General features: G+C 65.5%; 23 protein-coding genes and 1 pseudogene. 10 read left to right on the top strand and 14 right to left on the bottom strand.

From position 1 onward, the window contains the following. Positions 1-101 precede the first annotated feature (101 nt). The 8 genes from QN315_RS12725 to QN315_RS12760 are packed head-to-tail and all read right to left on the bottom strand — an operon-like array spanning position 102 to position 7,387. A complete protein-coding gene (locus QN315_RS12725; RefSeq protein WP_323989628.1) occupies positions 102-764 on the bottom strand; it encodes an aspartate/glutamate racemase family protein in 663 nt (220 codons plus the stop codon). Next, positions 752-1,576, bottom strand: coding sequence for an ABC transporter substrate-binding protein (locus tag QN315_RS12730; protein ID WP_323989629.1), 825 nt, complete (start codon positions 1,574-1,576; stop codon positions 752-754). Before QN315_RS12730 ends, QN315_RS12725 begins: the two co-directional genes overlap by 13 nt. Next, positions 1,573-3,033 (bottom strand): amidohydrolase family protein, encoded by a 1,461-nt coding sequence (locus tag QN315_RS12735; RefSeq protein ID WP_323989631.1) that lies wholly within the window; start codon positions 3,031-3,033, stop codon positions 1,573-1,575. Before QN315_RS12735 ends, QN315_RS12730 begins: the two co-directional genes overlap by 4 nt. Beyond that, complete coding sequence (locus QN315_RS12740) at positions 3,033-3,911, bottom strand: polysaccharide deacetylase (protein WP_323989632.1); 879 nt, start codon at positions 3,909-3,911, stop codon at positions 3,033-3,035. Before QN315_RS12740 ends, QN315_RS12735 begins: the two co-directional genes overlap by 1 nt. Then, positions 3,908-4,738, bottom strand: a complete 831-nt coding sequence (locus QN315_RS12745) for an amino acid ABC transporter ATP-binding protein (RefSeq protein WP_323989634.1) — start codon at positions 4,736-4,738, stop codon at positions 3,908-3,910. The genes QN315_RS12740 and QN315_RS12745 overlap by 4 nt, the downstream gene beginning before the upstream one ends. Further along, positions 4,738-5,589: an amino acid ABC transporter permease gene (locus QN315_RS12750; RefSeq protein ID WP_323989635.1), complete on the bottom strand. Its 852-nt coding sequence runs from the start codon at positions 5,587-5,589 to the stop codon at positions 4,738-4,740. Before QN315_RS12750 ends, QN315_RS12745 begins: the two co-directional genes overlap by 1 nt. Further along, positions 5,586-6,434, bottom strand: coding sequence for an ABC transporter substrate-binding protein (locus QN315_RS12755; protein WP_323989637.1), 849 nt, complete (start codon positions 6,432-6,434; stop codon positions 5,586-5,588). The genes QN315_RS12750 and QN315_RS12755 overlap by 4 nt, the downstream gene beginning before the upstream one ends. Further along, positions 6,434-7,387, bottom strand: coding sequence for an N-carbamoyl-D-amino-acid hydrolase (locus QN315_RS12760; RefSeq protein ID WP_176639209.1), 954 nt, complete (start codon positions 7,385-7,387; stop codon positions 6,434-6,436). The genes QN315_RS12755 and QN315_RS12760 overlap by 1 nt, the downstream gene beginning before the upstream one ends. 143 nt (positions 7,388-7,530) lie before the next feature. Here QN315_RS12760 and QN315_RS12765 point away from each other — a divergent pair, with 143 nt between their 5' ends. Both QN315_RS12765 and QN315_RS12770 read left to right on the top strand, forming a co-directional pair. Continuing rightward, positions 7,531-8,463 (top strand): LysR family transcriptional regulator, encoded by a 933-nt coding sequence (locus tag QN315_RS12765; RefSeq protein WP_323989639.1) that lies wholly within the window; start codon positions 7,531-7,533, stop codon positions 8,461-8,463. An 89-nt stretch (positions 8,464-8,552) separates the two neighbouring features. Next, on the top strand, positions 8,553-9,428 hold the full coding sequence (locus tag QN315_RS12770; RefSeq protein WP_323989640.1) for a D-amino-acid transaminase: 876 nt from the start codon (positions 8,553-8,555) through the stop codon (positions 9,426-9,428). A 74-nt stretch (positions 9,429-9,502) separates the two neighbouring features. On the opposite strand, the gene QN315_RS12775 is transcribed toward QN315_RS12770, so the two are convergent. Together QN315_RS12775 and QN315_RS12780 are read right to left on the bottom strand one after the other, a co-directional pair. Next, complete coding sequence (locus QN315_RS12775) at positions 9,503-9,733, bottom strand: hypothetical protein (RefSeq protein WP_323989641.1); 231 nt, start codon at positions 9,731-9,733, stop codon at positions 9,503-9,505. Then, on the bottom strand, positions 9,693-10,496 hold the full coding sequence (locus tag QN315_RS12780) for a hypothetical protein (protein ID WP_323989643.1): 804 nt from the start codon (positions 10,494-10,496) through the stop codon (positions 9,693-9,695). The genes QN315_RS12775 and QN315_RS12780 overlap by 41 nt, the downstream gene beginning before the upstream one ends. A gap of 98 nt (positions 10,497-10,594) precedes the next feature. Here QN315_RS12780 and QN315_RS12785 point away from each other — a divergent pair, with 98 nt between their 5' ends. Continuing rightward, complete coding sequence (locus QN315_RS12785) at positions 10,595-11,287, top strand: AroM family protein (protein WP_323989645.1); 693 nt, start codon at positions 10,595-10,597, stop codon at positions 11,285-11,287. A 46-nt stretch (positions 11,288-11,333) separates the two neighbouring features. Here QN315_RS12785 and QN315_RS12790 read toward each other — a convergent pair whose 3' ends face one another. Both QN315_RS12790 and QN315_RS12795 read right to left on the bottom strand, forming a co-directional pair. Beyond that, complete coding sequence (locus tag QN315_RS12790) at positions 11,334-12,278, bottom strand: AroM family protein (protein WP_408904516.1); 945 nt, start codon at positions 12,276-12,278, stop codon at positions 11,334-11,336. A gap of 122 nt (positions 12,279-12,400) precedes the next feature. Further along, on the bottom strand, positions 12,401-13,480 hold the full coding sequence (locus QN315_RS12795) for a LysR substrate-binding domain-containing protein (protein ID WP_408904517.1): 1,080 nt from the start codon (positions 13,478-13,480) through the stop codon (positions 12,401-12,403). A gap of 103 nt (positions 13,481-13,583) precedes the next feature. Here QN315_RS12795 and QN315_RS12800 point away from each other — a divergent pair, with 103 nt between their 5' ends. The 6 genes and pseudogenes from QN315_RS12800 to QN315_RS19605 all read left to right on the top strand — a co-directional run. Beyond that, complete coding sequence (locus tag QN315_RS12800) at positions 13,584-15,953, top strand: TonB-dependent receptor domain-containing protein (RefSeq protein WP_323989647.1); 2,370 nt, start codon at positions 13,584-13,586, stop codon at positions 15,951-15,953. Between the two features lie 119 nt (positions 15,954-16,072). Next, the gene (locus QN315_RS12805) at positions 16,073-17,377 is read left to right on the top strand and encodes an MFS transporter (protein ID WP_323989648.1); all 1,305 of its coding nucleotides are present in this window, start codon (positions 16,073-16,075) and stop codon (positions 17,375-17,377) included. 26 nt (positions 17,378-17,403) lie between these two features. After that, entirely contained in the window at positions 17,404-18,573 is a 1,170-nt protein-coding gene (locus QN315_RS12810; RefSeq protein WP_323989650.1) for a M20 aminoacylase family protein, read from the top strand. A gap of 40 nt (positions 18,574-18,613) precedes the next feature. Beyond that, a complete protein-coding gene (locus QN315_RS12815) occupies positions 18,614-20,041 on the top strand; it encodes a M20 family metallopeptidase (protein WP_323989651.1) in 1,428 nt (475 codons plus the stop codon). A 25-nt stretch (positions 20,042-20,066) separates the two neighbouring features. Next, positions 20,067-21,236 carry a M20 aminoacylase family protein gene (locus QN315_RS12820; protein ID WP_323989653.1) on the top strand — a complete coding sequence of 390 codons (1,170 nt, stop codon included), beginning with the start codon at positions 20,067-20,069 and terminating at the stop codon, positions 21,234-21,236. Positions 21,237-21,403: 167 nt separating this feature from the next. Beyond that, a pseudogene (locus tag QN315_RS19605) lies at positions 21,404-21,676 on the top strand (amidase family protein); the annotation flags it as partial. Positions 21,677-21,708: 32 nt separating this feature from the next. Here QN315_RS19605 and QN315_RS12825 read toward each other — a convergent pair. Further along, complete coding sequence (locus QN315_RS12825; protein WP_323989654.1) at positions 21,709-22,890, bottom strand: pyridoxal phosphate-dependent aminotransferase; 1,182 nt, start codon at positions 22,888-22,890, stop codon at positions 21,709-21,711. Between the two features lie 301 nt (positions 22,891-23,191). Here QN315_RS12825 and QN315_RS12830 point away from each other — a divergent pair, with 301 nt between their 5' ends. Then, positions 23,192-24,178, top strand: a complete 987-nt coding sequence (locus tag QN315_RS12830; protein WP_323989655.1) for an isoaspartyl peptidase/L-asparaginase — start codon at positions 23,192-23,194, stop codon at positions 24,176-24,178. A 13-nt stretch (positions 24,179-24,191) separates the two neighbouring features. On the opposite strand, the gene QN315_RS12835 is transcribed toward QN315_RS12830, so the two are convergent. Next, on the bottom strand, positions 24,192-25,436 hold the full coding sequence (locus tag QN315_RS12835; protein ID WP_323989656.1) for an FAD-binding oxidoreductase: 1,245 nt from the start codon (positions 25,434-25,436) through the stop codon (positions 24,192-24,194). Positions 25,437-25,477: the final 41 nt, after the last annotated feature.

Raw genomic sequence — 25,477 nt, forward strand, 5'->3', positions numbered from 1 at the left:
CGGAATGGTTTATCGGTATTTCGCTGTTCCTATCATCGAAACTTATAGGAGGTGCCGATATGTATGTCCCGGCGGCGACCCTGTGTCCCCGTTCGGCCCGGTCAGTTCCGCAGCAGGCAATCCCCGATCAGCGCGGCCACGGCGGCCCGGGTCGGCTCGATGACGGGACGGCCGCACAGTCCTTCGATCTCCTCGCGGAAATGCGCCATGCCCGCACATCCCATGATGATCGTATCGGCCCCGTCGGACACAAGCCCGCAGGCTGCCTCGCTCATGCGGTCCAGCAACGGTGCGCTGGTCGTTTCCTCGGCGCGGGCGTCGATGGCCCTGCTGCCGGCATAGCGCGCATCGACGCCCATGACGCGGACCAGGCGCCGTTGCCGCAGGATCGCACTCCGCGATAGCGCGACGATGCCGAAGCGATCGCCCACGATCAGGGCATGCAGGATCGCGCTTTCGCCGATGCCCCGGACCGGAGTGCCGCCCAGTTCCTCGCGCGCGGCCGGCACGCCCGGATCGCTGAAGCAGGCCACGACATAGCCCCGGGCCGGATGCGCGCGCATCGCATGCAGCACGTCCGGCGCCACTTGGTCGGCGTCGCTCTGCACCGCAATGCCCGCGGGCGTGCCCTGTAATCCCATGACGTCGATCGCAAACGGGCTTCTGGCGCGCAGCGGATCGACGGCGACATCGATCGCGCGCGTCACCGCCGCCGAGGAATTCGGATTGATGACAAGCAGCCGCTCCGCCGTTACGTGGGACATGACAATGCTCCGGATGTGCGGGGCAGGGCGCTTTCGGGCGGCAGCCCCCATTTGCGGATCAGCCGCAGATAGCTGCCATCCGCCTGCAGGCCGTTCAAGGCCCCTTGTACCCGGCAGGCCAGGTCGCGATCGTCCTTCGACAGCCCGATGCCCAGCGGCGCCATGTCGAACGGCGCGCCCAATGCGCGGAACCGCCCATGGTTTCGCGCGATGATCCAGGGCGTCGTCAGACTGTCCTGCAGGGTCGCGACCACGCGTCCCTCCATCAGTTGCAGGCGCGCGTCGGCCGAATTCTCGGCGGCGAACAGCACGATGGGCGGCAGGCCGCGCGCCACGCAAATGCGTTCGCTCCAGTGCAGCAAATGCGCGGGCTCGCTGGTGATCCGGCTGGCCGCCACCATCCGGCCGCACATGTCTTGCGGGTCCGACGGACGATGCGGCTCGTCGCTCAGGGTCAGGAACTGCACGCCGGACTGAAGATAATCGACGAATGCGATGCTCTGCCGGCGCGCCGGCGTATCCATCATGCCGTTGAAGAACATCTGGATACGGCCGGTTTCCAGCGACGGAATCAACTGCGCGAACGATGTCTCCACCACGCGGCCCGCCATGCCCATCCGCTGCAGCAATGCCGCGCTGAGATCGACATCGAACCCTTCCAGCGCGTCGGTCCGCATGTCGCGCATGTCCAGCGGCGGATAGCTGGGGTACAGGCCCACCGCGATCGTCCGCGCCACGACGGGCGCGGGCAGGCACAGCAGCATGCCCATCGCGGACAGCACCGTCATGAGCAGGACTTCGGCGCGCGTCACGCCTGGCGGATCGCGAACGTGGACGGGATCAGCATGTCGGCGGTCCGGCCCAGCCGGTCGCGCTGCGCCACCGACCCGACGATACGCGCCTGCTCGGCGACCAGCCGGTCGGTCGCGGCCTGGTAATCGATCGTCAGAACCTTGCCGCGCGTCACGACCTGCCGTCCGTCGACATAGACCGAATGAATCGCCCGATCGTCGCAGGAGAAGATCAGCGAACGCACCGGATCGATCGCGGGGCGCATCATGGGGTGTCCCAGATCGACCAATACTAGGTCGGCGCAGCCCTGCGCCGACAGCCGCCCGATGTCGCGCCGCCCCAGCATCGCCGCGCCCGCGACCGTCGCGGCCTCGAACACCGCGCGCGTGGACGCCGCGTCCGGCGTGCCGGCCTGGATACGGCCCAAATAGGCCGCCAGGCGCAGATCGTCGAGCATGGTATGCGGATAGGTGTCCGTGCCGATCCCGATCCGCACGCCCGCCGCACGATATCGCCCGAAATCCCGCAGCGCATAGCCACGCCGCGCGAACACGGTGGGGCAATGCGCGATCGCCGCGTCCCGTCCGGCCAGCACGGCCAGGTCCGTCTTGGTATGCCAGGGCGTGGACGGATGATCGTCGAGAAAGATCCCGTGCCCCACAATGCTGTGCGGCGCCAGGACGCCCAGCCTGTCCAGCCACTGCACGGGCGTCACGCCGTGCCGCCGGGTGATCTCGTGAAACTCGACGATGGACTGCGCCGCGTGGACCTGCCAGGGCACGCCGCGCCGCGTCGCCGCCGCGAAGGAATCCTGCAGCAGTTCGGCCGTGCAGGTATCGATCTGGGCGGGGGCCACCATGCCCGCCAGGCGCCCGCAGCCATGGGTGGCGGCGGCATCGATCAGGTCCAGCGCCTGGGCCAGCGCGCGCCGTCCGCCCGCCTCGTCCCAGGAATACGTCACCGTGTGGCCGTTGGTGGTCGTCCATGACGCCGAACGGAACATCGGCGCCAGGCAAACCCGCAGCCCGCTCTCGGCCGCGACATCCAGCCACCCGGCCCACGGTGTGGACAGGTCGACCACCGTGGTCACCCCCGAAAGCAGCATCTCGGCATAGGCCACGCGGGCGCAGTCCGGCTTGCTGGCGGCGTCCGAACGAAAGACCGGCATGTATTCGTACAGCGACGAGTAATAGAGCCCGGGCGAGCCCAGCTCGTCGAACAACCCGCGATTCATCGGCTCGGTCGCGGGATGGGAATGCACGTCGACCAGGCCCGGCATGGCCATCAGCCCGCTTCCGTCGATATCGGCCGGCAGCGACGCGTATTCGGCCGGCAGCTCGGCTGCCCTGCCGGCAAACAGGATCCTGCCGCCCAGCATGACGATGTCGGCATCGCGGACATAGACATGGGTGCCGGCGGCCTCATCCCACAGCACCGCCCAATCCAGGCCCGCGATCCGGTAGGGACCTCCCGCCATCAGGCCGCGCGCTCGCAGGCTTCGAAATGGCGCGCGATCTGCTCGCCGGTGGCGATCCAGACATCGCGGCATTCGATTGCATAATGCAGGAAATGCCGCAGCAGGCGCAGCCGCATCGGGCGTCCGCTGACCAGCGGGTGCAGCACCGTCGCCACCATCGCCCCCCAGGCGCGCGTCTCGTCAAGCTCGTCGCGCCACATCGACAGCACGTGCTCCTTGGGAAAGATCGGGCGGGCGCCGAACCGTGTGCTCATCCCATGCATCCAGTCGTCATAGCTCGATGTCGGCGGCAGTTCGATCACGCCCGGCGACCCGTCGGGCAGCACCTGCCGATAGGGCCGCACATCGTCGCGCCACGAACTGGAATACAGCATGCCCTCGCGCTTCAGCGCCGTGCGCAGTTCGTCGCAGCTCTCGCCATAGGGCGCGCGATAACCCACGGGCCGTACGCCGAACCCCCGCTTCAGCGCTTCGAATCCGCGCAGCAGCTCGTCTTCGATATGCGGCGATCCCGGGTCCGGCAGCAGATGGTGATAGCCATGATGGCCGATCTCGTGCCCGTCGCGCAGTACGGCCTCGACCATCGCCGGATGCGCGTCCGCCGCCCAGCCGGTGGTGAAGAAGGTGGCCTTCAGACCCAGTTCGCGCAGCAGTTCCAGCACTTTGGGCGTCCCGACCCGCGCTTCGTAGCCGCCATAGGACATCGAAACCAGCTTCTCGGCATGGGCCGGGTCCTTGCTGGTGACGGCACTTTCGGCATCGATGTCGAAGGACAGCATCATCGCCGCGCGCTTGCCGTCGGGCCATGGGAATTCGGGCGCCGGTCCCGCCATGTTCGCCGGACGTACCGGCACCTCGTCATAGCTGCGTATCGTCATGTCGTGTTTCCGGACAGATCATTGGCGGACAGATCACTGGCGGACATATCATTGGCCTGGCCCAGGACCGCGGCCAGAAAGGCGCGCGTGCGCTCCTGCCGCGGCGCGTTGAAAAACAGCTCGGTCGGCGCGTCCTCGGCGATCACGCCGCCATCCATGAACAGCACCCGGTCCGCCACCTCGCGGGCAAAGGCCAACTCGTGCGTCACGACCAGCATCGTCACGCCCGTCGCCGCGACCGCGCGCATGACGTTCAGTACCTCGCCCACCGATTCCGGATCGAGCGCGCTGGTGGGTTCGTCGAACAGCATCACCGACGGCCTCAGCGCCAGCGCGCGGGCGATCGCCACGCGCTGCTGCTGCCCGCCGGACAATTGGGCCGGATAATGGCCCGCGCGGTGCGCCAGCCCCACCTGCCGCAGCAGCGCGTGCGCCTCGGCCTCGACCGCGGCGCGGCGGCGCTTCTGCACCGTGACGGGCCCCTCGACGACGTTCTCAAGCGCGGTCATGTGCTGGAAGAGGTTGAAACGCTGGAACACCATGCCGGTGCGCAGCCGCTGCCGCGCGACGTCCCGCGCGGAACGCCGGTGCAGCCCGCCCTTGGCCTCGACATGGCCCAGGATCTCGCCATCCACGGCCATCACGCCATGTTCCGGCATCTCCAACTGCGCCAGGCACCGCAGCAGCGTGGTCTTGCCGGACCCCGATCCCCCCAGGATACAGACGACCGAACCGCGCGCGACCTCCAGCGAAACGCCGCGCAGGATGGCATTGCCGCCAAAGGATTTATGGACGTCGCGCATCCATATCACGGGTGCCGCCGCCATCAGTGCGTTCCCTTCGCCAGGCGCCGCTCGAGCGTATGCTGCAGGGGCGACAACACGGTGACGATCATCAGGTACCAGAACCCCGCCACGATCAGCAGCTCGATCACCCGCGTGTTCGCATAATAGATGGTCTCGGCATTATGCAGCACTTCGGGATACTGGATCATGCTCGCCAGCGAAGTCAGCTTGATCATGTTGATGAACTCGTTGCCCAGCGGCGGAATGACGACCCGCAGGGCCTGGGGCAGGATGATCCGGCGCAGGGCGACCATCCGCGTCATCCCCACCATCTCGGCGGCTTCGTACTGCCCCCGGTCGATACTCTGCAGGCCGGCGCGCAGGATCTCGCCGATATAGGCCCCCTGGTTCAACCCCAGGCCCAGCAGCGCCGACAGAAACGGCGTCATCAGGTCCACGGTGCGGATTGTCCGCACGCCGGGAAGGACGATATGCGGAAAGATCAGCGCCAGGTTGAACCAGATCAGAAGCTGCAGAATGACCGGCACGCCGCGGAACAGCCACGTATAGGCACCGGACGCGACGCGCGGCACGATGGCCGGGGACAACCGCCCGACCGCCAGCACCAGCCCCACGGCCATGCCCAGCGCCATGGCGCAGACCGACATCAGCAATGTCGCCCAGACCCCGCGCAGGATCGCCGGCACGAAAAGGAATTCCCCGACATAGGACCAGCCGATCTGGCCCAGCGCGAAGGCCCGCGCCACCCACAGCACGAACCCGACGATCAGCACCGCCGAACCGACATGTCCCCACGCGACGGCCCTGACGCGGCGCAGCCCGACCAGGCGCGCGGCGTCCGCGATCGTGACGGGATCGGTTCGGATGGTCATGGCGCGGTATCTCCGGATGGCATCTCGATGGCGTCCTCCTGCAGGGACCAGCGGCGCAGCAGCCGGGCATAGGTCCCGTCGGCGATCATCGCCCCCAGCGCGACCCGCGCCCCCTCCCGCAGGTCGGGCCGCGACTTGGCGAACGCCATGGCCAGATAGGACATGGAAAGCGGCGTCCCCAGGCGGCGGAACGCGCCGTGCGTGATGTCGATGAAATACCCCACCGTCTCGCTGCCCTGGACCATGGCGGACACGCGCCCCTGCAGCAACTGGGTCCGCGCATCGGCGCCGCTCTCCGACGGATAGACGACCATGTCGGGGTGCCCGGCCTGCGCGCAATGCACGCGGCTCCAGTCCCGGATCATCGCCGGAAAGGCCGTCGCGCGGCTGGCCGCGACATATTTCCCGCACAAATCCTCCGGCCGGTGGATCGGATCGTCCCGAAGCACCAGGACCTGCGCGCCCGATTTCAGATAGCGCACGAAATCCAGGGCGCCCCGGCGGGACGGAAGGTCCGAAAAGCCGCTCAGGATCATGTCCGTCCGCTGGCTTTGCAGCGACGGGATCATCTGCGGAAAGGACGTCTCCTGCCACACCGCGCGCATGGTCATGCGCTGCGCCAGCGCCTCGCCCAGCGCGATGTCGAAACCGGTCAGCCTGTCGGTCAGCGGGTCGCGGAACTCCAGCGGCGGATAGATCGGGTTGGCGGCAATGCGCAGGACGGCCGCGCCGGCCGACGCCGGCGGCGCGGCGCGCGTCACGCGCGGCACGCCGCCCAGCAAGGCCGCGGCCAGCAGCAGCGCGCCGCGCCCGGCGCGCGGCCAGGGACTCGGCCGGGCCGCCATCAGGAGATCCCGGCCTCAGGCAGGATGGCCCCGGTCTGCGCGGTGATCCGTCCATACCATTGCGGGCGGCGATGGGCGGCGAAATCGAACATCTTGCTCTTGCCCTGGGCGCACAGATCCAGGTCGCAATCCGCCATGACCACCTCGTCGGCCAGTGTCTGCGCCTGCGCCACGATCACGCCGTTCGGATCGACGATGCAACTCCCGCCGATCAGCCCCGACCCGTCTTCTTCGCCCGCCTTGGCGACGGCCACCGCCCAGCACGCATTCATATAGGCATTCGCCTGGACGACCAGTTGCGCGTGGAAGGTCCGCAATGCCGCGCTCTCGGTCTCTCCGCCGTTCGGGTCGTACGCCGCCGAATTATACCCGACGCACAGCAATTCCATCCCCTGCAGCGCCAGGCTGCGCCAGGCTTCCGGCCAGCGCCGGTCATTGCAGATCAGCATCCCCATGATGGCCTCCGACCATTCCGGCCCGGCCCGGAACGCCGGAAAGCCCAGATCGCCATAGGCGAAATAGCGCTTCTCGAGCTGCTGGAACCGCGCGCCCGCGCGGGGCTCGACCGATCCCGGCAGATGGATCTTCCGATATTTCCCCAGGATCTCGCCGGCCGGCGTGACGATGATGCTGGTATTGAATCTCTCCCCCGCGGCCGTCAGCTCGGCATAGCCCACATAGAACCCGACTCCCAGCGCCCGCGCCCGGTCGAACAGGGGCCGCGTCCGCGTATCGGGCATCGCGCGTTCGTAATGGGCCAGCAGCGTCTCGCCCTCCAGCAGCCAGCGCGGGAAGAAGGTCGTAAAGGCCAGTTCGGGGAAGACGACCAGCGTCGCGCCAAGGCGCGCGGCTTCCTCCAGCAGGGCGATCATGCGCGCCAGCGTATCCGCCCGGCGATCGTCCTTCTGGGTCGGGCCCATCTGCGCCGCCGCCACCCGAATCATCCGGCTCATCGTCACCTCATCGCAAATCGTCGCATCCGCCGCGCGTCGCACGATCATTCGTTGTCGCTTCGAAAGCTATTGCCATCCTGTACCAGGGGTCTCAATTATATCGACGATAAAAAATCCCCTACCTCTATTCATCGGACTTATGGATGAACCTGCGGCAGATCGAGATCCTCCGGGCCATCATCCGCTACAACACGACGGTGGCGGCGGCGCGGGCGCTGGGCCTGTCCCAGCCCGCCGTCAGCAACGCGATCAAGACGATGGAGGATCAGGCCGGCTTCGCCCTGTTCCAGCGCGTCAACAACCGGATCTACCCGACGGCCGAGGCGAAGATCCTGGCCGAGGACGCCGAAGCCATCTTCGAGATGCATGACAGGTTCGTCGGCCGCATCCGCGACCTGCGCGACAGCCGTGCCGGCCATCTGCGCCTGGTCGCGACGCCGCCCCTGGGCTATGGCGTCGTGGCCGCCGCGATCCGCGACACCCAGGCGCTGCGCCCCAAGATCCGCACCTATTTCGACGTGCGGCGCTACGAGGGCGTGATCGCCAGCGTCGAGACGCACCATGCCGAACTGGGGTTCGTGCTCGGCTTTAGTCCCCAGCCGGGATTGAGCGCCGAGACCCTGTTCGAGGGATCGATGGTCTGCGTCATGCACCCCGGCCATCCGCTGGCCGGCCAGGCGGCCATCGCACCCGCCGATCTCGGGCGCCATCGCTTCATCGCGCTGGAACGCGGAACCAAGCTCGGCGAGGCGACGCGCGACGCATTCGCCCAGGCCGGCGAACCCTTCGAATTCACCAGCGAGGTCCGCTACGGCAATACCGCCTGCGTGCTGGCCGAAGCCGGCGCCGGCGTCGCAATAGTGGACCCGCTGACGGCGGCGACCAACCGTTTCCAGCTTGCCGTCCGGCCCTTCCTGCCCGCAACCCCCGTGGCGGCGTCGGTCGTCTGGGCGGAAAACCGCGCGCTCTCCCGCCTGTCCCGGTTCTTTCTGGATCGCGTGCGCGACGTCGTCCGGCACGTGCCGCTCAGGGCGTCCCCGTCCGGCGCAGCCGTCGCCTATAAGCATCCTGAATAGCCGGCGCGAAGATCGCGCGTGATTTCCGCCAGGCGCGACTTTAGACCTGCGCGGTCGCTTTCACGGCCTTCGATCGGATGGACAGAGATATGGCTTCAGCCCCGGAAACCCGCATCGCATTCGTGCGCGGCCAGTTCGTGCCGCGCGACACCGCGACGATTCCGCTGATGGATCGGGGCTTCCTCTTCGGCGACGGCGTCTATGAAGTCACCGCGGTCATCGAACGGCGCTTCGTCGATAACGGGCCGCACCTGGATCGCCTCGACCGGTCCCTGCGCGAAATCGGCATCGCCAACCCCTATGGCCGCGCCGAATGGGTCGGCATCGAATGTGAACTGATGCGCCGCAATGCGCTCGATAACGGCCTGATCTATATCCAGGTCACACGCGGCGTGGCCGAGCGCGACTTCCTGTTTCCGCCCGACCTGGCGCCCAGCGTCGTGCTGTTCGCGCAGAACAGGCGCGTTCAGCATAATCCGCTGATCGAAAAGGGCGCGGCCGTCATCACGCTGCCGGACCAGCGCTGGGCACGGTGCGACATCAAGTCGACCTCCCTGCTCGCGCAGGTCCTCGCCAAACGCGCGGCCGCCCAGGCAAATGCCAACGAGGTCTGGATGACCCGCGACGGCTATATCACCGAAGGCGCCTCGTCGACCGCCTTCATCGTGACTCCGGACGGCAGGCTCGTGACCCGCACCCTGTCGCCCGCCATTCTGCCCGGCGTCACGCGGCGGACGATCATGCGGATCGCCGACCAGGCCGGTCTCGCCCTCGCCGAACGGCCTTTCACGCGCGACGAGGCGCTGGGGGCGGCGGAAGCGTTCTATACCAGCGCGTCGACGATCGCGATTCCGGTCACGCGCATCGACGGCCGGATCGTGGCGAACGGCCGGCCCGGCCCGGTCTTCAGGTCTCTTTACGACCAGTATATGCAGCATGTCCTGGAAAATCCACAGGATTTCTGAAGCGGCACCAGATTTCCGCGCCGTGCTCCGGAGGCGGCGCGCACCCGCGCCGCCTCCGGCCATGCCGATCCGTCTCAGAAGGTCGTCGAGATCGTGCCGGTCATGGTAAAGCGCGGCATCGTGTAGAACTGGGTGCCCCCCGTGGCGCCCGGTCCGGCCTCGCCGTCGATCAGCGTGACGGGATGCAGGTTGGTCGTGATGCCGTTGGGCATCGTACGCACCATCGCGCCGGTCAGGTTGGTGAAGCCGAAGAAATGCGAATCGTCATAGGTCAGGCCGAAATTCGCCATGACGTGCGGCGCCATGACCGCGTCCTTGCCGTTGGTCGGCAGGCAGGAATCGCCATACGGAATGTTCGAATCCTGCGTTGCGTGCAGATATCTCGCCGGTGACGAAATGGTTGCTCTGGATCGCGACCTTGTCCCAGTAATTCGTCATGACGAACTTGAAGCCGCCCATGACGGTCAGCCTGTCATTCAGATATTTCGCGCTATCCTGCAGGAACAGGCTGTGCAGCTCATAGCCGCTGTCGATCCCGATCGTGCTGTGCGCCAGCTTTCCCGTGGCACCGTTCACCACGAAGGCCTGGTACGCCGCCCAGTTCGGGCTCGGATTGGTGCCGTCCGCCATCGTCACGCTGGTCGGCAGCGCGAAATTCAGGATATTGTTTTCGTACCAGTAGCCCAGTCGAAGCTGGTTATGCCGGTCCAGGTCATAGTTCAGGCTGGCGGTCGCGCCGACCTGGCGGGACTCGTTCGCCTGGAAATAGGGCGTCATCTGCTGCCCGGCCGGAACCGGCGTGCCGTCGGCGTGGAAATAAATGTTCGCCGGGGCCAGGAACCCGCCGGTCGCGCCCAGCGCATCCCACCCCTGGCCGAAGGACAGGTACGGCGTCAGGTCGAAGCTCAGCCGGCGGGTCAGGACGGCATGCACCGGCGCGGACAGGAAGACCTGGCTCCAGTGGTCGTCATTGTCCTTCCAGTAATTGTTCAAGGCCTGCGCCGGATCGTTGAAATCCGTGTGGCCCCAGCCCTGGCCGGACCGCTTGGCGGCATGGAACTGCGCCACGGGGAAACGGCGTCGGTCGGTACGTAGTCTCCCTTATGGCGTGTGCCGTAACGGCGATGATATTGCAGACTGCGATGTCGCGCCAAATCGGGGGTCATATGCCGACGGAAGTCGCCTTTGTCACGATCGGCCAATCGCCGCGCGACGACATCGTGCCCTTTATCCTGGACCGTGCGCGTACCCCGATCCGTGCGACCCAGTTCGGGGTGCTGGATAATCTGGATCAGGCCGCGTTCGCGGCGATGGCGCCAGGGCCTGCCGCGCCAAGGCTGGTATCGCGCCTGCGCTCGGGTCATGAAATATATCTGGACAGGGCCCTGACCACCCTCTGCCTGCTCGATATGCTTGAGGCGATCGACCAGCAGGGTTTTGATCTGATCGTTCCACTTTGTACCTGCCATATTCCGGAATTGCGCGCGTTGAATCTCCGCACGCCGTTCATCGAGCCTCAACGCCTCATGGATGTTCCCGCCATCTTCCTGCTGACCGGCCTATGCCGGGTCGCGCTTATTTTTCCCACCCGCCAGGCCGTCACGTACCGATCCTATGAAGGGCTCGAGACGGTCACATCCTGGCTTTCGCCGTACACCTACGCTCAAGAAGACCCCGGTTGGACGGAAAGACTGGACGCCGTGCTGCTCGGCGTCGATTTGATCGTCATGCACTGCGTGGGTTTCTCCGAAGACATCCGCGTGATGCTGCAGCATCGGTACAAATGTCCGGTCCTTATACCCCGACGCGTGATCGCGGCGGCAATCGATCTGATCGTCCAGGAGAACCCTGGTTCATGACGTCCTCCGGCCGCCCGGATGGCCGCAAGGCGACGGATATCGTCGTCTATCCGCCATGCTTTACCAGCGCGCGGCGCAGTAATTCCGTCGTCGAGGATACCTGCATCTTGGCCAGTGCGCGCGCTCGGTGAATTTCCACGGTCCGGTGGCTGATGGCCAGATTCCGGCCGATTTCCTTGTTTGACAGCCCCGTCAACGCGGCGCGCAGGACGTCCTGCTCACGTGGCGTCAAGGGTTCGGCTGAATCGGGCAATTTGTCCAGAACGTCGGGTCCAGCCTGACGATCGCCGGCCGGCGGGTGCCGCGCATCGTGATGCAGTTCATCCAGCGCGGTCCGCAGCGCGCCGGCGACCAATCGGCGAACGGACACGACCGGGCGTTCCACCAATCCGGCCAGCATGGCCGCGTGGGCATCGCTATATCCCAGCGAATGCATCACGATGATATCCGTATCGCGCAGCAGGCGCGCCGCCTCGTCCAGCGACGGCGATTCTCCGGCCACCTTGACCATCCGCGTGGTCTGCACCAGGGCCGTATTGACCGCCAAATTGGAATCGAAAGCGGTCGGCAGATGGTACATGATGCCGATCGGCCCCGGTCCCGCAATCAGCGCATTGATCCACAGGTCCGTCAGTTTCTGACTATGGATCAGCCGTGCCCGCGTGTCCCATGTTTCGAAAATCCCCGTGCTCAGCATGACAATCAGGTCATAGTCACGTCGATCGACCATTTCGATCAGGCGGCGCAACCGCTGCTCGATAAAGCTCGCACGCACCGAGACGAAGCCACCATGGGCCAGGCGGGTATAAAAACCACGTTCGCCCTCCCTGGGCCGTTGCGCACCGATATCGGTCTCGTCCAGGCCGTTCATCGCTCCATATTCGTCGAAATTCAGATCCGTCGCCTGCGCCATCAACAGCACCTCGTCCAGGATATCGGTCCGCGGGGTCTGGCCGATGGTTACGAAGGCGCACCGGGGACGATACGGCATGACGATGGCTCCTCAGGGTCTACAGCTTCACCCGTATAGGAGGCGCCCATTCCCCGCACCTCAACTTCGTCGTGAAACGACCCATCCGGTCCCCAATGCGCTCTCAAATCCATGTGGCTGATTTATGCTCGCCTGGGCGCATTCCTAAGGATCGTATCAAGGACAAATTGCACGGGCGGCGTCACGCGTTTGTCGCGCGCCCAGACCACGCCCAATTCCATGACGATTTCCGACGCCGTGCCGGACTGGTCGAATCTCAATTCATGGGGTCGATCCAGCATCGAAAGCGGCGAAAGGACCAACGCATCCGTCGCCATTTGAATCTGTCGGATATAAATGGGAGAGTTTATTTCCATGATTCTCTCCGGAGGTTTCAAGCCACGCGCCCTCAAGGTCGAATCGAACCGCTCGCGCATCGCCATCCCCGGCACAGGCAGCATCCATAGCCGGTCCTGATAGATCTTCCAATTATCCAGGACCTCCGAAAAGCACATATCCCGGTCGCAGGTACTGACTGCGCACCATTCGACGGCCAGCACCTGGCTGGCAAGCCGCGGCCAGGATTCGATACCATGCAGATCCGCCAGGATAAGGTCGAATTTATTCGCCTCTAGTCCCATGAGCAGGTGGCGCCTCATCCCGTATTCGCATCTCAGGGCCAGATAGGGATGGGCCTGCGTGATGATCGAACACCATGTCGGAAGACAGGCATGCAACGCCGGCGCCTGATAGCCGATGGTGACTTTCCCGCGCAGGCTCTTGTCCAGATACTGCAGGTCGGTGTTTAATGCGATCAATTCGGCGTCAACACGTCGCGCCGCCGTCAGGACCCGATGGCACAGATGGGTCGGCTCCAGACGGCCGCCTACGCGCTCGAACAGTCTGGCGCCGATGATCGTCTCGATTTCGATACAGGATTTGGATACCGCGGCTGTCGAGATGCCAAGCCGCGCCGCGGCCTCTCGCATGCTGCGCGTGCTGTCCAGAACCTCGACCATCCTGAAATGCCGAAGCTTCAGAAGACGTCTGATATCCGGGCGGCACCGACCTCGCGACATGGAAATAATTTTGTCACGTCTCCTGACATGGATCAACCATTTGGTTGACGCGGTGCAACCTAATTTCGCTTCGGAAATGGTTGGCGATTGCACATAGTTCCCCGCAGGCACGATGACATAAGGCGCGCTCCGGCATGACACCATGTTGACCAGCGGCAGAAACGCACAGGCGAGAGCGACAGGCCGCCTGTCATTCCCGGCGCGGAAACATGCGCTCTCGGCTCAACGCATTATCGGAAAACCGCATATGATCGTTTCCGTCCGGTATCATGGCGTCTCTGCTCTTGCCTGCATGATGCGCCGTGCAAGGCCGGCCGGTACGGTGCTCCTCCTCGGCATGCTGGCAAGCACCGGCCTGACGCATTCCCTGCGCGCCGCCACGCCGCGCCATCGGCTCCATCCCGCGAACCGGCCGGCCGCACCGGCGCCGGCATCGACATCGACATCGACGCGTGCGCACCCCGTCATCCCCGCCGCTGCCGAGGCCGTCATGGTCAATGGGGCCCGACGGGCCTTCCATTTCGCCGCTGCTCAGCATATCGCGGATTCCACGACGCGCATTACTGCCGAAACCCTCGTTCGAAAAGGTGTCGTCGGACTGACCGACCTGCAGAATCTGGCGCCGAACGTCACGATCCAAAGCCTGATGGGAACAGCCAGCACGAATTTCTTCATCCGGGGAATCGGCTTCAACGACTATACGCAGAATAATACCTCGTCGGTCATGACCTATATCGATGGCGTCGCCTTCCCACTCAGCACCATGGCCGCCGGCATGGTGTTCGACGTGGAAGGGGTGGATATCCAGCCGGGGCCGACAGGCACGACGCACGGATTGGCGGATTCCGGGGGGGAGGTCGATATCCACACCGCGGACCCGACAGCGACCTGGCATGGTGGCGTGACACAGGACATCGCCAGTTACGCCAGAAGCCGCACGGATCTGTACGTATCCGGTCCTCTGGCGGATACGGTGTCATTTCGCATCGCCGGCCAGACCATGCATGGCGGCGGTTGGCAGACCAGTCCTGCAAACGATACCCATCTCGGCAACGCGGACGAGGGCGCATTGCGCGCCAAGCTGCGCTGGCACCCCGATGAGAAGACGGACGTCCTGTTGACCGGGCATTGGGTACAGGACAATTCCGGTGTGGTCGTCGGCAAGCCGGTCGTCAATTTTCTACCGGCCGTACAGCATATTCCGACATTGGGATACCAGCAGGCAGACTGGGACCTCCGGCCTCGATTCGCCAGGTTGATCGGCCGCTCGCCTGACACGATGCCCTCCGAGCATAATACATTCTGGGGCGCGGACCTCAAGATTTCGCGCGATCTTGGTTTCGGCACGCTGCAAAGCACCAGTGCCTACGAAACCGAGCGCGAGGGCGAATATACCGATCAGGACGGCACAATCTACGCGTCAGGAGATCAATACCGCAATATCGTCGCGAACGCGTTCTCGCAGGAACTGAGCCTGAAATCCCGAGATCGCCATCAGCCTTTGCAGTGGATGGCCGGCATGTACTATAATCGCGTACGCATGTTGCAGCAATTCTATTTCGATTTCACCGATTACAAGCCGCTGCGCGGTTACCTGTCCGAGACGTCATTCAACCAGAACCAACAGACATTCACGCAATATGCGCATATCTCCTATAGATTGCCTTATCGGGTGACGATCTTCGGCGGCATCAATCACGAAGCCGACGATCGTCAACTGATCGGCCTGCGCACGGTACATTTCGGGGTCAACGACCTGAATTTCCACAATGAAGGGGCCGCCGCGAATCAGTTTACCGGTACAGTCGGTATCCAGTGGCAGGCAACGCGGACGCTTCTCCTGTATTACAAGATGAGCAAAGGATTCAAGCCCGGCGGCTTTACCGGCAACAATACGGTCGTTCAGGCGCAGTTGACGCCCTTCGGGCCCGAAAGCGTCCTCGCTTACGAAGCAGGGTTCAAAAGCGACCTGGTTCCCAACATGTTTCGTCTGAACGCCGCCGCATTTTATTACGACTATCACGGTCAGCAATATATCAGCTCGTACCTGGTGCCGAGCTATGGCCCGTTGGGAATGTTCGTCAACATTCCGAAATCTGAAATATGGGGTATCGAATTCAGCGCCGAGCTGCATCCCCTGCCGCATGTGTACCTGACGCAGAATCTGGGGTACGAACGCGGAAAATATCAGAAATTCCAGGCGCTCAATTCCTCGGCGACCAACGCCTACTACACGACGCACGGCGTGTGGCAGGCCGTCTATACGGATTTCGACGGGGTCGATTCCGGTATTCCCAAACTGACTTTGAACGGCAGCGCGGATTATCGCATCAACCCGTTTCATGCGTACGAACTCGAAACCGGCCTGGATTGGATGTACCGCGACTCGCAGGCGCTGATCGCCGGCGGACTTGGGGCCTATCGCCTGCCATCCTATTTCCTGATGGGCGCCCATATGACGTTCCGCCCCGTTTCCGATCGCTGGTCGGCGACGATCTACGCCTCCAACCTGCTGAACCGCCAGTATTTCGTTGCGGGTGGCCAGGCCACGACGACCTATTTCTGGATTCCCGGTCCGCCGCGCTTCATCGGCGGAAGATTCAGCCTGAATTTCTGAACGATCGGATTTTTCATGCGTCCTTCCCTACGGCGCATATTCCGCAACACGCGACGATTCTCCAGCTCGGCAAGATGCCGCCAGACCCCAAACCTGGACCCCAGATCACGGAGGCCGACATGAAACCACGCCTGTCCGTCTCCGGCACAAGGGCGAAGCACATTGCCGCCGGCTGTGTCGGGAACTTCCTCGAATTCTACAACTTCATGGCTTATGCCTTCTTCGCGCCGATGATCGGCCAGGCCTTCTTTCCCGCCGGCGGCCATCTTATGGCGCTGCTCCTGGCCCTCGTGACATTTGCGGCCGGCTTTATCATGCGGCCGCTCGGCGCGTGCGTGATCGGCCTCTATACGGACCGTGCGGGTCTGGGGCGATCGCTGATGCTGTCCTTTCTCCTCATGGCGCTGGGATCGGTGCTGCTGGTCTTCACGCCAACCTATCGGTCGGCCGGAATCATGGCGCCGGCTCTGATCCTGGTCTCCCGTCTTCTACAGGGCTTTTCCGAAGGGGGAGAAGTCGGTCCGGCAACGGATCTGCTGTTTTCGCTCGGCAGCGGACGGCAGGCCAGCGCCCTGGCCTCCATGCAATATGTCACCCAGCTCCTTGCCTCCTTTGCCGCTGTCCTGCTTGGCCTGATCCTTTCGCTGACCCTGTCGCACCAGCAACTCTACGACTGGGGGTGGCGGGTACCCTTTGCCCTGGGATTGGCGATCGTACCCATCGGATTTTTCTTCCGCCGCGCCTTGCCGCCCATGGCCGCTTCTTCCGCTCGCCCGGCCGGATCGGCAATCGACGAGCAACGAACGGATCCCGCCATCGTCCTTTTCCTGTTCCTGGCGGTCACCAGCGGGACCATCACCAATTACCTGCGTCAGTTCGGCGTCAGCTACGCGATCGCCGTTCTGCACCTGCCCCCGCGCACCGGCATGCTGGGCATGTGCCTCGGCCTGGCCGCCGGCATCGGCGCCATGGGTGTCGGAATCCGCTTTCTGGCCCACGGGCCGCCCGCCCGGGTGCTCATCTCCACGGGATTCGCCAATGTCGTCATGGCTTATCCGCTCTATCATTTCGCCGTGTTCTGCCCCGGAATGGCCAGCCAGGTCCTGCTGAACGTCTTCATGTTCGCGTCCGCGGGCGTGACCACGGGGCCGGCCTTCGAAATCATGATGAATGCCCTGTCCGACCATCGGCGCGCGTTCATCTTCGGCGTGGTCTACGCGTCGGCCGTGTCGATCTTCGGCGGCTCGACACAGCCTTTCGTGACCTGGCTGATCGCAAGGACCGGCGATGTCATGGTTCCCGCCTATGTGGCGATCGCGGCCAGCCCGCTCTACGTCGCGGCCTTGCTGCTGCTGAACCGGCGGGTGGCGCATGGCACGCGGTCCGCCCGTCCCGATCCCGTGCCGCTCGCAGTCGAACTGTAACCGACCCCGTCCAGCAGGAAGAACCCATGTCGGCTCTCGCATTCATGAAACGACATTACGACGAGATGGCGGCCTTTCGGCAGGACCTGCACGCGCATCCGGAAATCGGGATGCAGGAATACCGCACGTCCGACCTCGTCGCGCGCAAGCTCGGCGAATGGGGAATCGAAGTGCATCGTGGTATCGGCGGTACCGGCGTCGTCGGCGTATTGCGCGCGGGGAACGGCGCCGGCTCGATCGGCTTGCGGGCCGACATGGATGCCCTGCCGATGCACGAAGCCAGCCAGCTCAGCTATCGCTCGACGACGCCGGGCGTCATGCACGCCTGCGGGCATGACGGCCATACGACCATGCTGCTGGGCGCGGCCCGCTACCTCGCCGAAACCCGCCATTTCGACGGCACCGTGAATTTCATCTTCCAACCGGGCGAGGAAGGCGCCGGCGGCGCCCTGGCCATGTTGGCCGACGGCCTGCTGGAACGGTTCCCGTCCGACGCCCTGTTCGGCATGCATAACCGGCCGGGCCTGCCGGTCGGCGCTTTTTCGATCGCCCCGGGACTGGCCATGGCGGGCGGCGCGTTTTTCGACGTCGTCATTACCGGCAAGGGCGCACATGGCGCCCGCCCCGAGGACAGTATCGATCCCGTCCTGGTCGCCGGGCAATTGATCTCGGCGTTGCAATCGATCGTTTCTCGCAACGTGCCGCCAGCCGATGTCGCGGTGGTCAGCGTGACGAAAATGAGCGGCGGCGACGCCTATAACGTTATTCCGCACAGCGTGACCATCGGCGGCACGGTCCGCTGTTTCAAATCGTCCATCATGGAGCAGATCAAGACGCTGATCGCGCGCACGGCAGACGGGATCGCCGCCGCGTTCGGCGCCAGGGCCGAACTGGATTTCCGGCTCATTTTCGCGCCCACCGTCAATGACCTGCGCCACGCCCAAGACTATGCGGACGCGGCGGCCGAACTCGTCGGAGAGACCCATGTCGATCGCGACGCCCAGCCGGTCATGGGGTCCGAGGATTTTGGCTTCATGCTGGAAAAAGTGCCCGGCGCCTACATCCTGGCCGGCGGCGGAGACGGCGCGGCGCCCCATCACCCGCTTTATGATTACAATGACGAAACAACCCCCTATGGCGCCGCGCTCTATGCCCGAATCGTCGAGCGCGGATTGCCGCGTCGCAACACGCCATGACGCGTATCGCCGCATGGCCGGATCATCGTGGAGAACCTGAATGAAGAACACCGATACCATCTGGAATTTCGTCGAAGCCCGGCATCAGCCCATGATCGCACTGAGCGATGCGGTATGGGATATCCCCGAATTGAATTACGGCGAATTCCGTTCGTGCGCCCTGCACGCCGAGGCATTGCGGCGCGAAGGCTTCCGTGTCGCGCACGATGTCGGCGGCCTGCCGACCGCCGTGATGGGTGAGGCCGGCGACGGCGGCCCGGTCATCGCCTTCCTCGGCGAATATGACGCCCTGCCGGGCCTCAGCCAGGCAGCCGGCGTGGCTGCGCACCAGCCCCTGGCGGGCGACGGCAATGGTCACGGCTGCGGGCATAACCTGCTGGGCTCGGCCTCCCTGCTGGCGGCGACCGCCGTCAAGGATTGGCTGGCCGCCACCGGCACGCCCGGACGCGTGCGCTATTACGGCTGCCCGGCCGAGGAAGGCGGCGCCGGCAAGGGCTTCATGGTGCGCGCGGGCGTGTTCGATGATGTCGATGTCGCCATCACCTGGCATCCATCGCATTTCGCCACGATCTTCCCGCCGGCCTCCCTCGCGAATCTGCGGATCGATTTCACCTTTACCGGCCGCGCATCGCATGCCGCTGCGGCTCCCTTCCTCGGCCGTTCGGCCCTGGATGCCGCTGAATTGCTCAATATCGGGGTGAATTACCTGCGCGAACATATGTTGCCCAGCTCGCGCATCCACTACGCCTATCAGGATGCCGGCGGGGTCGCGCCCAACGTCGTCCAGTCGAGGACGGTCATCCGCTACACCGTCCGCGCGACCGAACTCGACGACATGCTCGCCCTGGCCGACCGGGTCCGCAAGATCGCCGACGGTGCGGCGCTGATGACCGAAACCACCGTGACCAGCCAGGTCATCAGCGGCATGGCGAACCTGCTGGGCAATCCTCCACTCGAAGCCGCCATGCAGGCCAATCTCGAACGTCTCGGCCCACCCCCGTTCGACGAGGCCGACCGGATTTTCGCCACCTCCATCCGGGCGACCTTGACGAAGGAGGAAATCGCTGCCGCCTTCAAGGCGATGGACCTGCCGGTGGATCCGGACAAGCCGCTCTGTGACACGATCCTTCCCTGGTCCGAGACGCGCGGCCGGTCGATGCTGGGTTCGACCGATGTCGGCGATGTCAGCTGGGTCGTGCCCACCGTGCAGGCCCTGGGCGCCACCTGCGCGATCGGGACGCCCTTCCATTCCTGGCAGTTGACCGCCCAGGGCAAGTCCCCCCTGGCCCACAAGGGCATGGTGCATGTCGCCAAAGTGATGGCGGCCACGGCCGCCGACGTGCTGCGCGACGAGACGCTTCTGGCGCGCGCGAAGCACGATCATGCAGAACGCCTGAAGCGCCAGCCCTATGTCAGTCCCATTCCGGCCGATGTGCAGCCGCCGCTGGTCGTCGAACAGGCGGCCTGATCCTCTCGCAACAGGAGATCATCCGATGTCCCTCGTCGAAGCCATCGCCCGCGATGCCGATGAACTGACCGCCATCCGCCGCGACCTCCACGCCCATCCCGAACTGGGCATGGTCGAACATCGCACCGCGGCCGAGGTCGCAAGGTTTCTGCAGGAATGGGGGATCGAGGTCCATCGCGGCGTCGGTCAGACCGGCGTCGTCGGGGTGCTGCGCGCCGGCAACGGCGCCGGCGCGATCGGCCTGCGCGCCGACATGGACGCCCTGCCGATGCACGAGGCAGGCGACGCCCCGTGGCGCAGCCAGATCGCGGGCCGCATGCATGCCTGCGGCCATGACGGACACACGACCATGCTGCTGGGCGCCGCGCGCTACCTCGCCCGGACCCGCAATTTCAACGGAACCGTCCATTTCATCTTCCAGCCGGGCGAGGAAGGATGCGGCGGCGCACTGGCCATGCTGCAGGACGGGCTGTTCGAACGGTTTCCCTGCGATGCGATCTTCGGCATGCACAACCAGCCGGACCTGCCGGTCGGCGAATTCCGCCTGACGCCCGGACCGGCCATGGCGGGTGGCGGCTTCTTCGACATCACGATCACCGGCGTCGGCGCGCACGCCGCCCGCCCCGAGGCCGGCATCGATCCCGTCCTGGTGGCGTGCCATATCGTCACCGCCCTGCAATCCATCGTCTCGCGCACCGTGTCGCCGCGCGAGCCGGCGGTCATCAGCGTGACCAAGATCGTCGGGGGCGACGCGCATAACGTCATTCCGCAGACTGCCCGGGTCGGCGGCACGCTGCGCGGCATGTCGAAGGCGGTGCTGGCCGACATGCAGGCCGCGATGCACCGCATCACCGAAAACGTGGCCGCCGCCTTCGGCGCGACGGCGGTTCTCGCATTCGGGCCGACCTTCATTCCCCTCTGCAACGATCCCCGCCAGACCGCTTTCGCGGCCGAGACCGCCATGGCCCTGGTCGGTGCCGACCAGGTCGATCCCGACGCGCCCGCCGTCATGGGGTCCGAGGATTTTGCCTACATGCTCGACCGCGTGCCCGGCAGCTTCCTGCGGATCGGCAACGGCCCCGGCGAAGGCTTGCATCACCAGCGCTACGATTTCAATGACGCGGCGATTCCCTACGGCTCCGCCCTGTTCGCAGCACTCGTCGAACGGTTCCTGCCGCGCGGCACGGCCCTCTGACGCACCCGTTCGCGCCGTGACCGCGATCACCGCCCTCACCGCGAGCGCCCTGCAAGCGGCCCGGCGTTCGCGCGCCTTGTCGGCGCGCGAAGTCATGCAGGCCTGTCTCGCGCGCATCGGCGCCTGCAACCCGGCCGTGAATGCACTGAATGGGCGGCCGCCTGCCCATGGAACCGGGCGTGCTCGCGCTCTGCACCCAGGCGCTCCATGGCGCAACACGTGTCCGTACCTGCATCTATCACGCCTTCCAGCGGCTGTTCGAAACCTATGACGTGCTCGCGCTGCCCACGGCGCAATTATTCCCCTACGGCGTCACCCAGCCCTATCCGGCCGTAATCGCCGGTACTGCCATGGAAACCTATCACCGCTGGATGGAGGTCAATTTCGCCGTCACGCTCAGCGGCTGCCCGTCGGTTGCCGTCCCGGCCGGCTTCGGCGGGGACGGCGCATCGAACGCCGCGCCGCCGGGTTCTCAGGCCACGATCTTGTCCAGCGCGCCGCAGAACGCCTTCATGTCCGCCGCCGACCCGACGGTGATGCGCGAACAGTTCGGCCAGAGTGTCCACGACCGGCCGATATCGATATTCTGCGCGGCAAAGGCCTGCCTGATCGGCGCCGCAGGCTTCTTCCAGTCGATCATGAACATGTTCGCCTGGCTCGGAATGAAGCTGACCCCCCGCTTTTTGAGAAAGGCGAAGGTCTCCTCGCGCGCGGCGATCATCTCGTTGCGGCGCGCGACGATGTCCTGCGCCCGCAATACGCTGGCGCCGCCGGCGGCCAGGGCCACGATCGACAGCGTGCCGCTCTGGTTCGCGCCGTCATAGCGCATCATTTTCTGGTGCGTCTCCGGATGCGCCAGGCTCAGCCCCAGCCGCAGACCCGCCATGCCGAACAATTTGGAAAATGTCCGCAGCACGATGATGTCCTTGGACCGCGCCACCAGTGACGCCGCGCTCTGCGTCCCCGCGAAATGGATATAGGCCTCGTCGACCAGCACGATCGAGCCCGCGGGCTTGTTGTCCAGCAACCAGGCGATGTCCGCGATCGGCGTCAGGGTCCCGGTCGGGTTGTTGGGCGAACAGATATAATAGACCCCGGCATGCGGATCGGCCGCCAGCAGCGCCCGCACGTCGACGGCGTAACGATTGGCGGCCTTCAGCGGCACCGTCGTGGATTTCGCCTGCAGCCAGTCGGCAGTCCGCCATGCCGCCTCATAGGTCGGGTTCGCCGTCACCAGGCCGCGCGTCGGCGAGCAGAAGGTCACGATCACCCGCGACAGCGGATCGCTCGAACCCGGCCACGGCAGGATATGCGTCGCCGGCACGTTCTCGACCGCGGCGACGTTCTCGATCAGGGTCCGGCGCATATGGGTGGGTTCGTAACGATTTCCCAGCCGGACCGCCGCCTCGCCGGCCGCGATGCCGGCCGGAAACGGCCCGGTCCAGCACTCGTTGCTGCCGATGCGGATCATGCCCGACTTGTCGCGGTCCGCCGGCATCTCGCGCGCCTCGGCCGCGCCGAGCAGATGCGGGAATGCAGCGGCGATCGCCGCCGACTGCATGCCCAGCAGGGCGGCCACCCGGCCGAACTGCCGCCGCGAATATCCGCGTTCCAGCAGGTCGTCTTGACCTTCCTTCGTGATCAGACCGCTCATGATGCGCTCTCCGGTACGAAACGAATGCATTGGCAACATTCTACGTTCGGAACAAAAAGGAAGTCAACGCGACTCCTTGCAGGAAATGTCCGGAAGATTTAACGAAAATACCGAATATTCCATTTCCCCTTGCCCGGCGTCGCCCCGATGTTAATCTGCGCGAAACGAAGGGAGCGACATGCGCGGATTCACGATGACCCGGCCAGTGTCCTGCCCGAGGAATTCTCACGAGAATTTCTCGGATCGGCAGGCCACCAACAGACTGCTTCCAGCGTCGTTATCGACGGTCTTGCTGGCTGTCATGGCCCTGTCGGCGGCGCTGCGGCCTGCCGCGGCACGGGCCGAGGCGATACCCGTCCTGGTCATCCATGGCGGGGCCGGCGTGATCAAGGCCGACATGTCGCCCGAGCGCCAGAAGATCGTCAAGGCGGCCCTGGCCCGCGCCCTGGATGCCGGATACGCGGTGCTGAAGGCCGGCAAGCCCGCCAAGGACGCGGTGGTCGCTTCCATCCGCGTGCTCGAGGACGACCCGAACTTCAATGCCGGCAAGGGGGCCGTCTTCACCCATGACGGGCACAACGAAATGGATGCGGCCATCATGGACGGCGCGACCCTGCAGGCCGGGGCGGTGGCCGGCGTGCGGCACGTCCGCAACCCGATCACCCTGGCCCGCGCGGTCATGGAACATTCGAAACATGTCCTGCTGATCGGGCAGGGGGCCGAGGCGTTCGCCAGGACGCAGGGCATCGACCTGGTCGATCCGTCCTATTTCTGGACCCAGCGGCGCTGGGACCAGTTGCAAAAGGCCCTGCGGGAAGACGCCGCCCATGTCCGGCACGCAGACGAAACGACCGACCGCCATTTCGGCACGGTCGGGGCCGTGGCGCTGGATCGGGACGGGCATCTGGCCGCCGGCACCTCGACGGGCGGCATGACGGACAAACTCTGGGGCCGCGTCGGCGATTCTCCGCTGATCGGCGCCGGTACCTATGCCAATGCGGGCTGCGCCATGTCCGGGACGGGCTGGGGCGAGTTCTATATCCGCACGGTGGCGGCGCACGAGATCTGCATGCGCGTCACCCTGCTGCATGAACCGCTGGCCCACGCGGCGGACGACGTCATCAACCACGAAATTCCCGCCCTGGGCGGCAATGGCGGCGCCATCCTGGTCGACGCGCAGGGGGATATCGCGACGCCGTTCAACACCAGCGGCATGTACCGGGCCTGGATCGGACGCGACGGGATCTCCCACGTCGCCATCTTCGCCGACGGCGCCCCTGTGCAATAGCGCGGAGCGGGCTTCACGCCCGCCGGAAACGCGCGGGGCTGTAGGGTGCCGGATCGATGAACGGGGTTTCCCCATTCATCATCTCGGCGCATAGCCGCCCGGTCGTGGGGCCCAGCGTAAAGCCCTGATGCGCATGGCCGAAATGGAACCACAATCCCGGATGATCCCAGGCCGGCCCGATCACCGGCAGCATGTCCGGCATGCAGGGCCGTGCCCCCCGCCAGGGCTGCGCCTCCACCGCCGCGCCCAGCGGCAGCAGGGCGCGGGCGATCTGCTCGCTGCGCGCCATCTGCCGCGTGCCGGACGGCGCGTCCCGATGGGCGAACTCCGCGCCGGTGGTCACGCGCAGTCCGCGCGCCATCGGGATCATCGCGATCCCCATCTCGGTATCCAGCACCGGGGTGGCCAGCCCGCCCGGCCACGCGAAATGCCGGTGATAGCCGCGCTTGACGAACAGCGGGAACCGATAGCCCAGGGTCCGCGCGACCATATCCGACCATGGCCCCAACGCAATGACCGCCTGCGCCGCGTCCACCGGGCCCTGCGCGGTTTCGACCCGCCATCCGCCGGCGTGCCGGGTCAGGCTGCGCGCATCCCCGCGCAGGATACGCCCGCCGGCCGCCTCCAGCAGGGCGGCATAGCGGCCGACCAGTTCACCCGGGTCGCTCACGCTCCACGGGTCGCGCCAGTGGATGGCGCCCGCCATGGGGTGAAGCAGCACCGGCTCCGCCTGGGCCAGCGCCGCGCCATCCAGAATCTCCGACAGAACGCCCGTGCGCTGCGCCCGGGCGCGCGCCTCGCCTACCCCGGCCTCGAAAGCCCGGCCGGTTCGGTACAGCGCCTTCCACCCATCGCGCGCGACCAGGTTGTCGGCGCCGGCCGCCGCGATCATCCGCTGATGTTCGTCCAGGCAATGGCGGATCATCGCCTCATAGGACCGGGCGATCGCCCGATAGCGCGACGGAAAGGAATGCCACCAATAGCGCAGCAGGCGCGGGGCGATGGCGGGCAGGTCGCGCGCCCGCCACGCCACGTCGTTGCCGATTCCCACCGCGACGCGCAGCAGGGTCCCCAGGTCATGCGGAAACTCATAGGGTTCGACCGCCTCGCGCTGAATCAGCCCGGCATTGCCGTACGACGTCTCTCGTCCCGGCTCGCCCCGCTCGATCAGGGTCACGTCGAACCCGCGCTGCGCCAGGTGCCAGGCGGTACATACCCCCACCATGCCGCCGCCCAGGACCAGGGCCGATTTCGTCATGCATGCCTCCCGCCGGCGCGATTGATGCCCGAACTGGACCA

It is taken from the genome of Nguyenibacter sp. L1, assembly GCF_035199985.1.
GTDB lineage: Bacteria > Pseudomonadota > Alphaproteobacteria > Acetobacterales > Acetobacteraceae > Gluconacetobacter > Gluconacetobacter vanlangensis.

Excerpts from the sequence above, each read along its gene's own strand:
- QN315_RS12725 (WP_323989628.1), bottom strand. The coding sequence starts at position 764 with ATGTCCCACGTAACGGCGGAGCGGCTGCTTGTCATCAATCCGAATTCC.
- QN315_RS12735 (WP_323989631.1), bottom strand. The coding sequence starts at position 3,033 with ATGGCGGGAGGTCCCTACCGGATCGCGGGCCTGGATTGGGCGGTGCTG.
- QN315_RS12740 (WP_323989632.1), bottom strand. The coding sequence starts at position 3,911 with ATGACGATACGCAGCTATGACGAGGTGCCGGTACGTCCGGCGAACATG.
- QN315_RS12745 (WP_323989634.1), bottom strand. The coding sequence starts at position 4,738 with ATGGCGGCGGCACCCGTGATATGGATGCGCGACGTCCATAAATCCTTT.
- QN315_RS12750 (WP_323989635.1), bottom strand. The coding sequence starts at position 5,589 with ATGACCATCCGAACCGATCCCGTCACGATCGCGGACGCCGCGCGCCTG.
- QN315_RS12755 (WP_323989637.1), bottom strand. The coding sequence starts at position 6,434 with ATGGCGGCCCGGCCGAGTCCCTGGCCGCGCGCCGGGCGCGGCGCGCTG.
- QN315_RS12760 (WP_176639209.1), bottom strand. The coding sequence starts at position 7,387 with ATGAGCCGGATGATTCGGGTGGCGGCGGCGCAGATGGGCCCGACCCAG.
- QN315_RS12765 (WP_323989639.1), top strand. The coding sequence starts at position 7,531 with ATGAACCTGCGGCAGATCGAGATCCTCCGGGCCATCATCCGCTACAAC.
- QN315_RS12770 (WP_323989640.1), top strand. The coding sequence starts at position 8,553 with ATGGCTTCAGCCCCGGAAACCCGCATCGCATTCGTGCGCGGCCAGTTC.
- QN315_RS12775 (WP_323989641.1), bottom strand. The coding sequence starts at position 9,733 with ATGGCGCCGCACGTCATGGCGAATTTCGGCCTGACCTATGACGATTCG.
- QN315_RS12785 (WP_323989645.1), top strand. The coding sequence starts at position 10,595 with ATGCCGACGGAAGTCGCCTTTGTCACGATCGGCCAATCGCCGCGCGAC.
- QN315_RS12790 (WP_408904516.1), bottom strand. The coding sequence starts at position 12,278 with ATGCCGTATCGTCCCCGGTGCGCCTTCGTAACCATCGGCCAGACCCCG.
- QN315_RS12795 (WP_408904517.1), bottom strand. The coding sequence starts at position 13,480 with ATGGTGTCATGCCGGAGCGCGCCTTATGTCATCGTGCCTGCGGGGAAC.
- QN315_RS12800 (WP_323989647.1), top strand. The coding sequence starts at position 13,584 with ATGATCGTTTCCGTCCGGTATCATGGCGTCTCTGCTCTTGCCTGCATG.
- QN315_RS12805 (WP_323989648.1), top strand. The coding sequence starts at position 16,073 with ATGAAACCACGCCTGTCCGTCTCCGGCACAAGGGCGAAGCACATTGCC.
- QN315_RS12810 (WP_323989650.1), top strand. The coding sequence starts at position 17,404 with ATGTCGGCTCTCGCATTCATGAAACGACATTACGACGAGATGGCGGCC.
- QN315_RS12815 (WP_323989651.1), top strand. The coding sequence starts at position 18,614 with ATGAAGAACACCGATACCATCTGGAATTTCGTCGAAGCCCGGCATCAG.
- QN315_RS12820 (WP_323989653.1), top strand. The coding sequence starts at position 20,067 with ATGTCCCTCGTCGAAGCCATCGCCCGCGATGCCGATGAACTGACCGCC.
- QN315_RS12825 (WP_323989654.1), bottom strand. The coding sequence starts at position 22,890 with ATGAGCGGTCTGATCACGAAGGAAGGTCAAGACGACCTGCTGGAACGC.
- QN315_RS12830 (WP_323989655.1), top strand. The coding sequence starts at position 23,192 with ATGGCCCTGTCGGCGGCGCTGCGGCCTGCCGCGGCACGGGCCGAGGCG.
- QN315_RS12835 (WP_323989656.1), bottom strand. The coding sequence starts at position 25,436 with ATGACGAAATCGGCCCTGGTCCTGGGCGGCGGCATGGTGGGGGTATGT.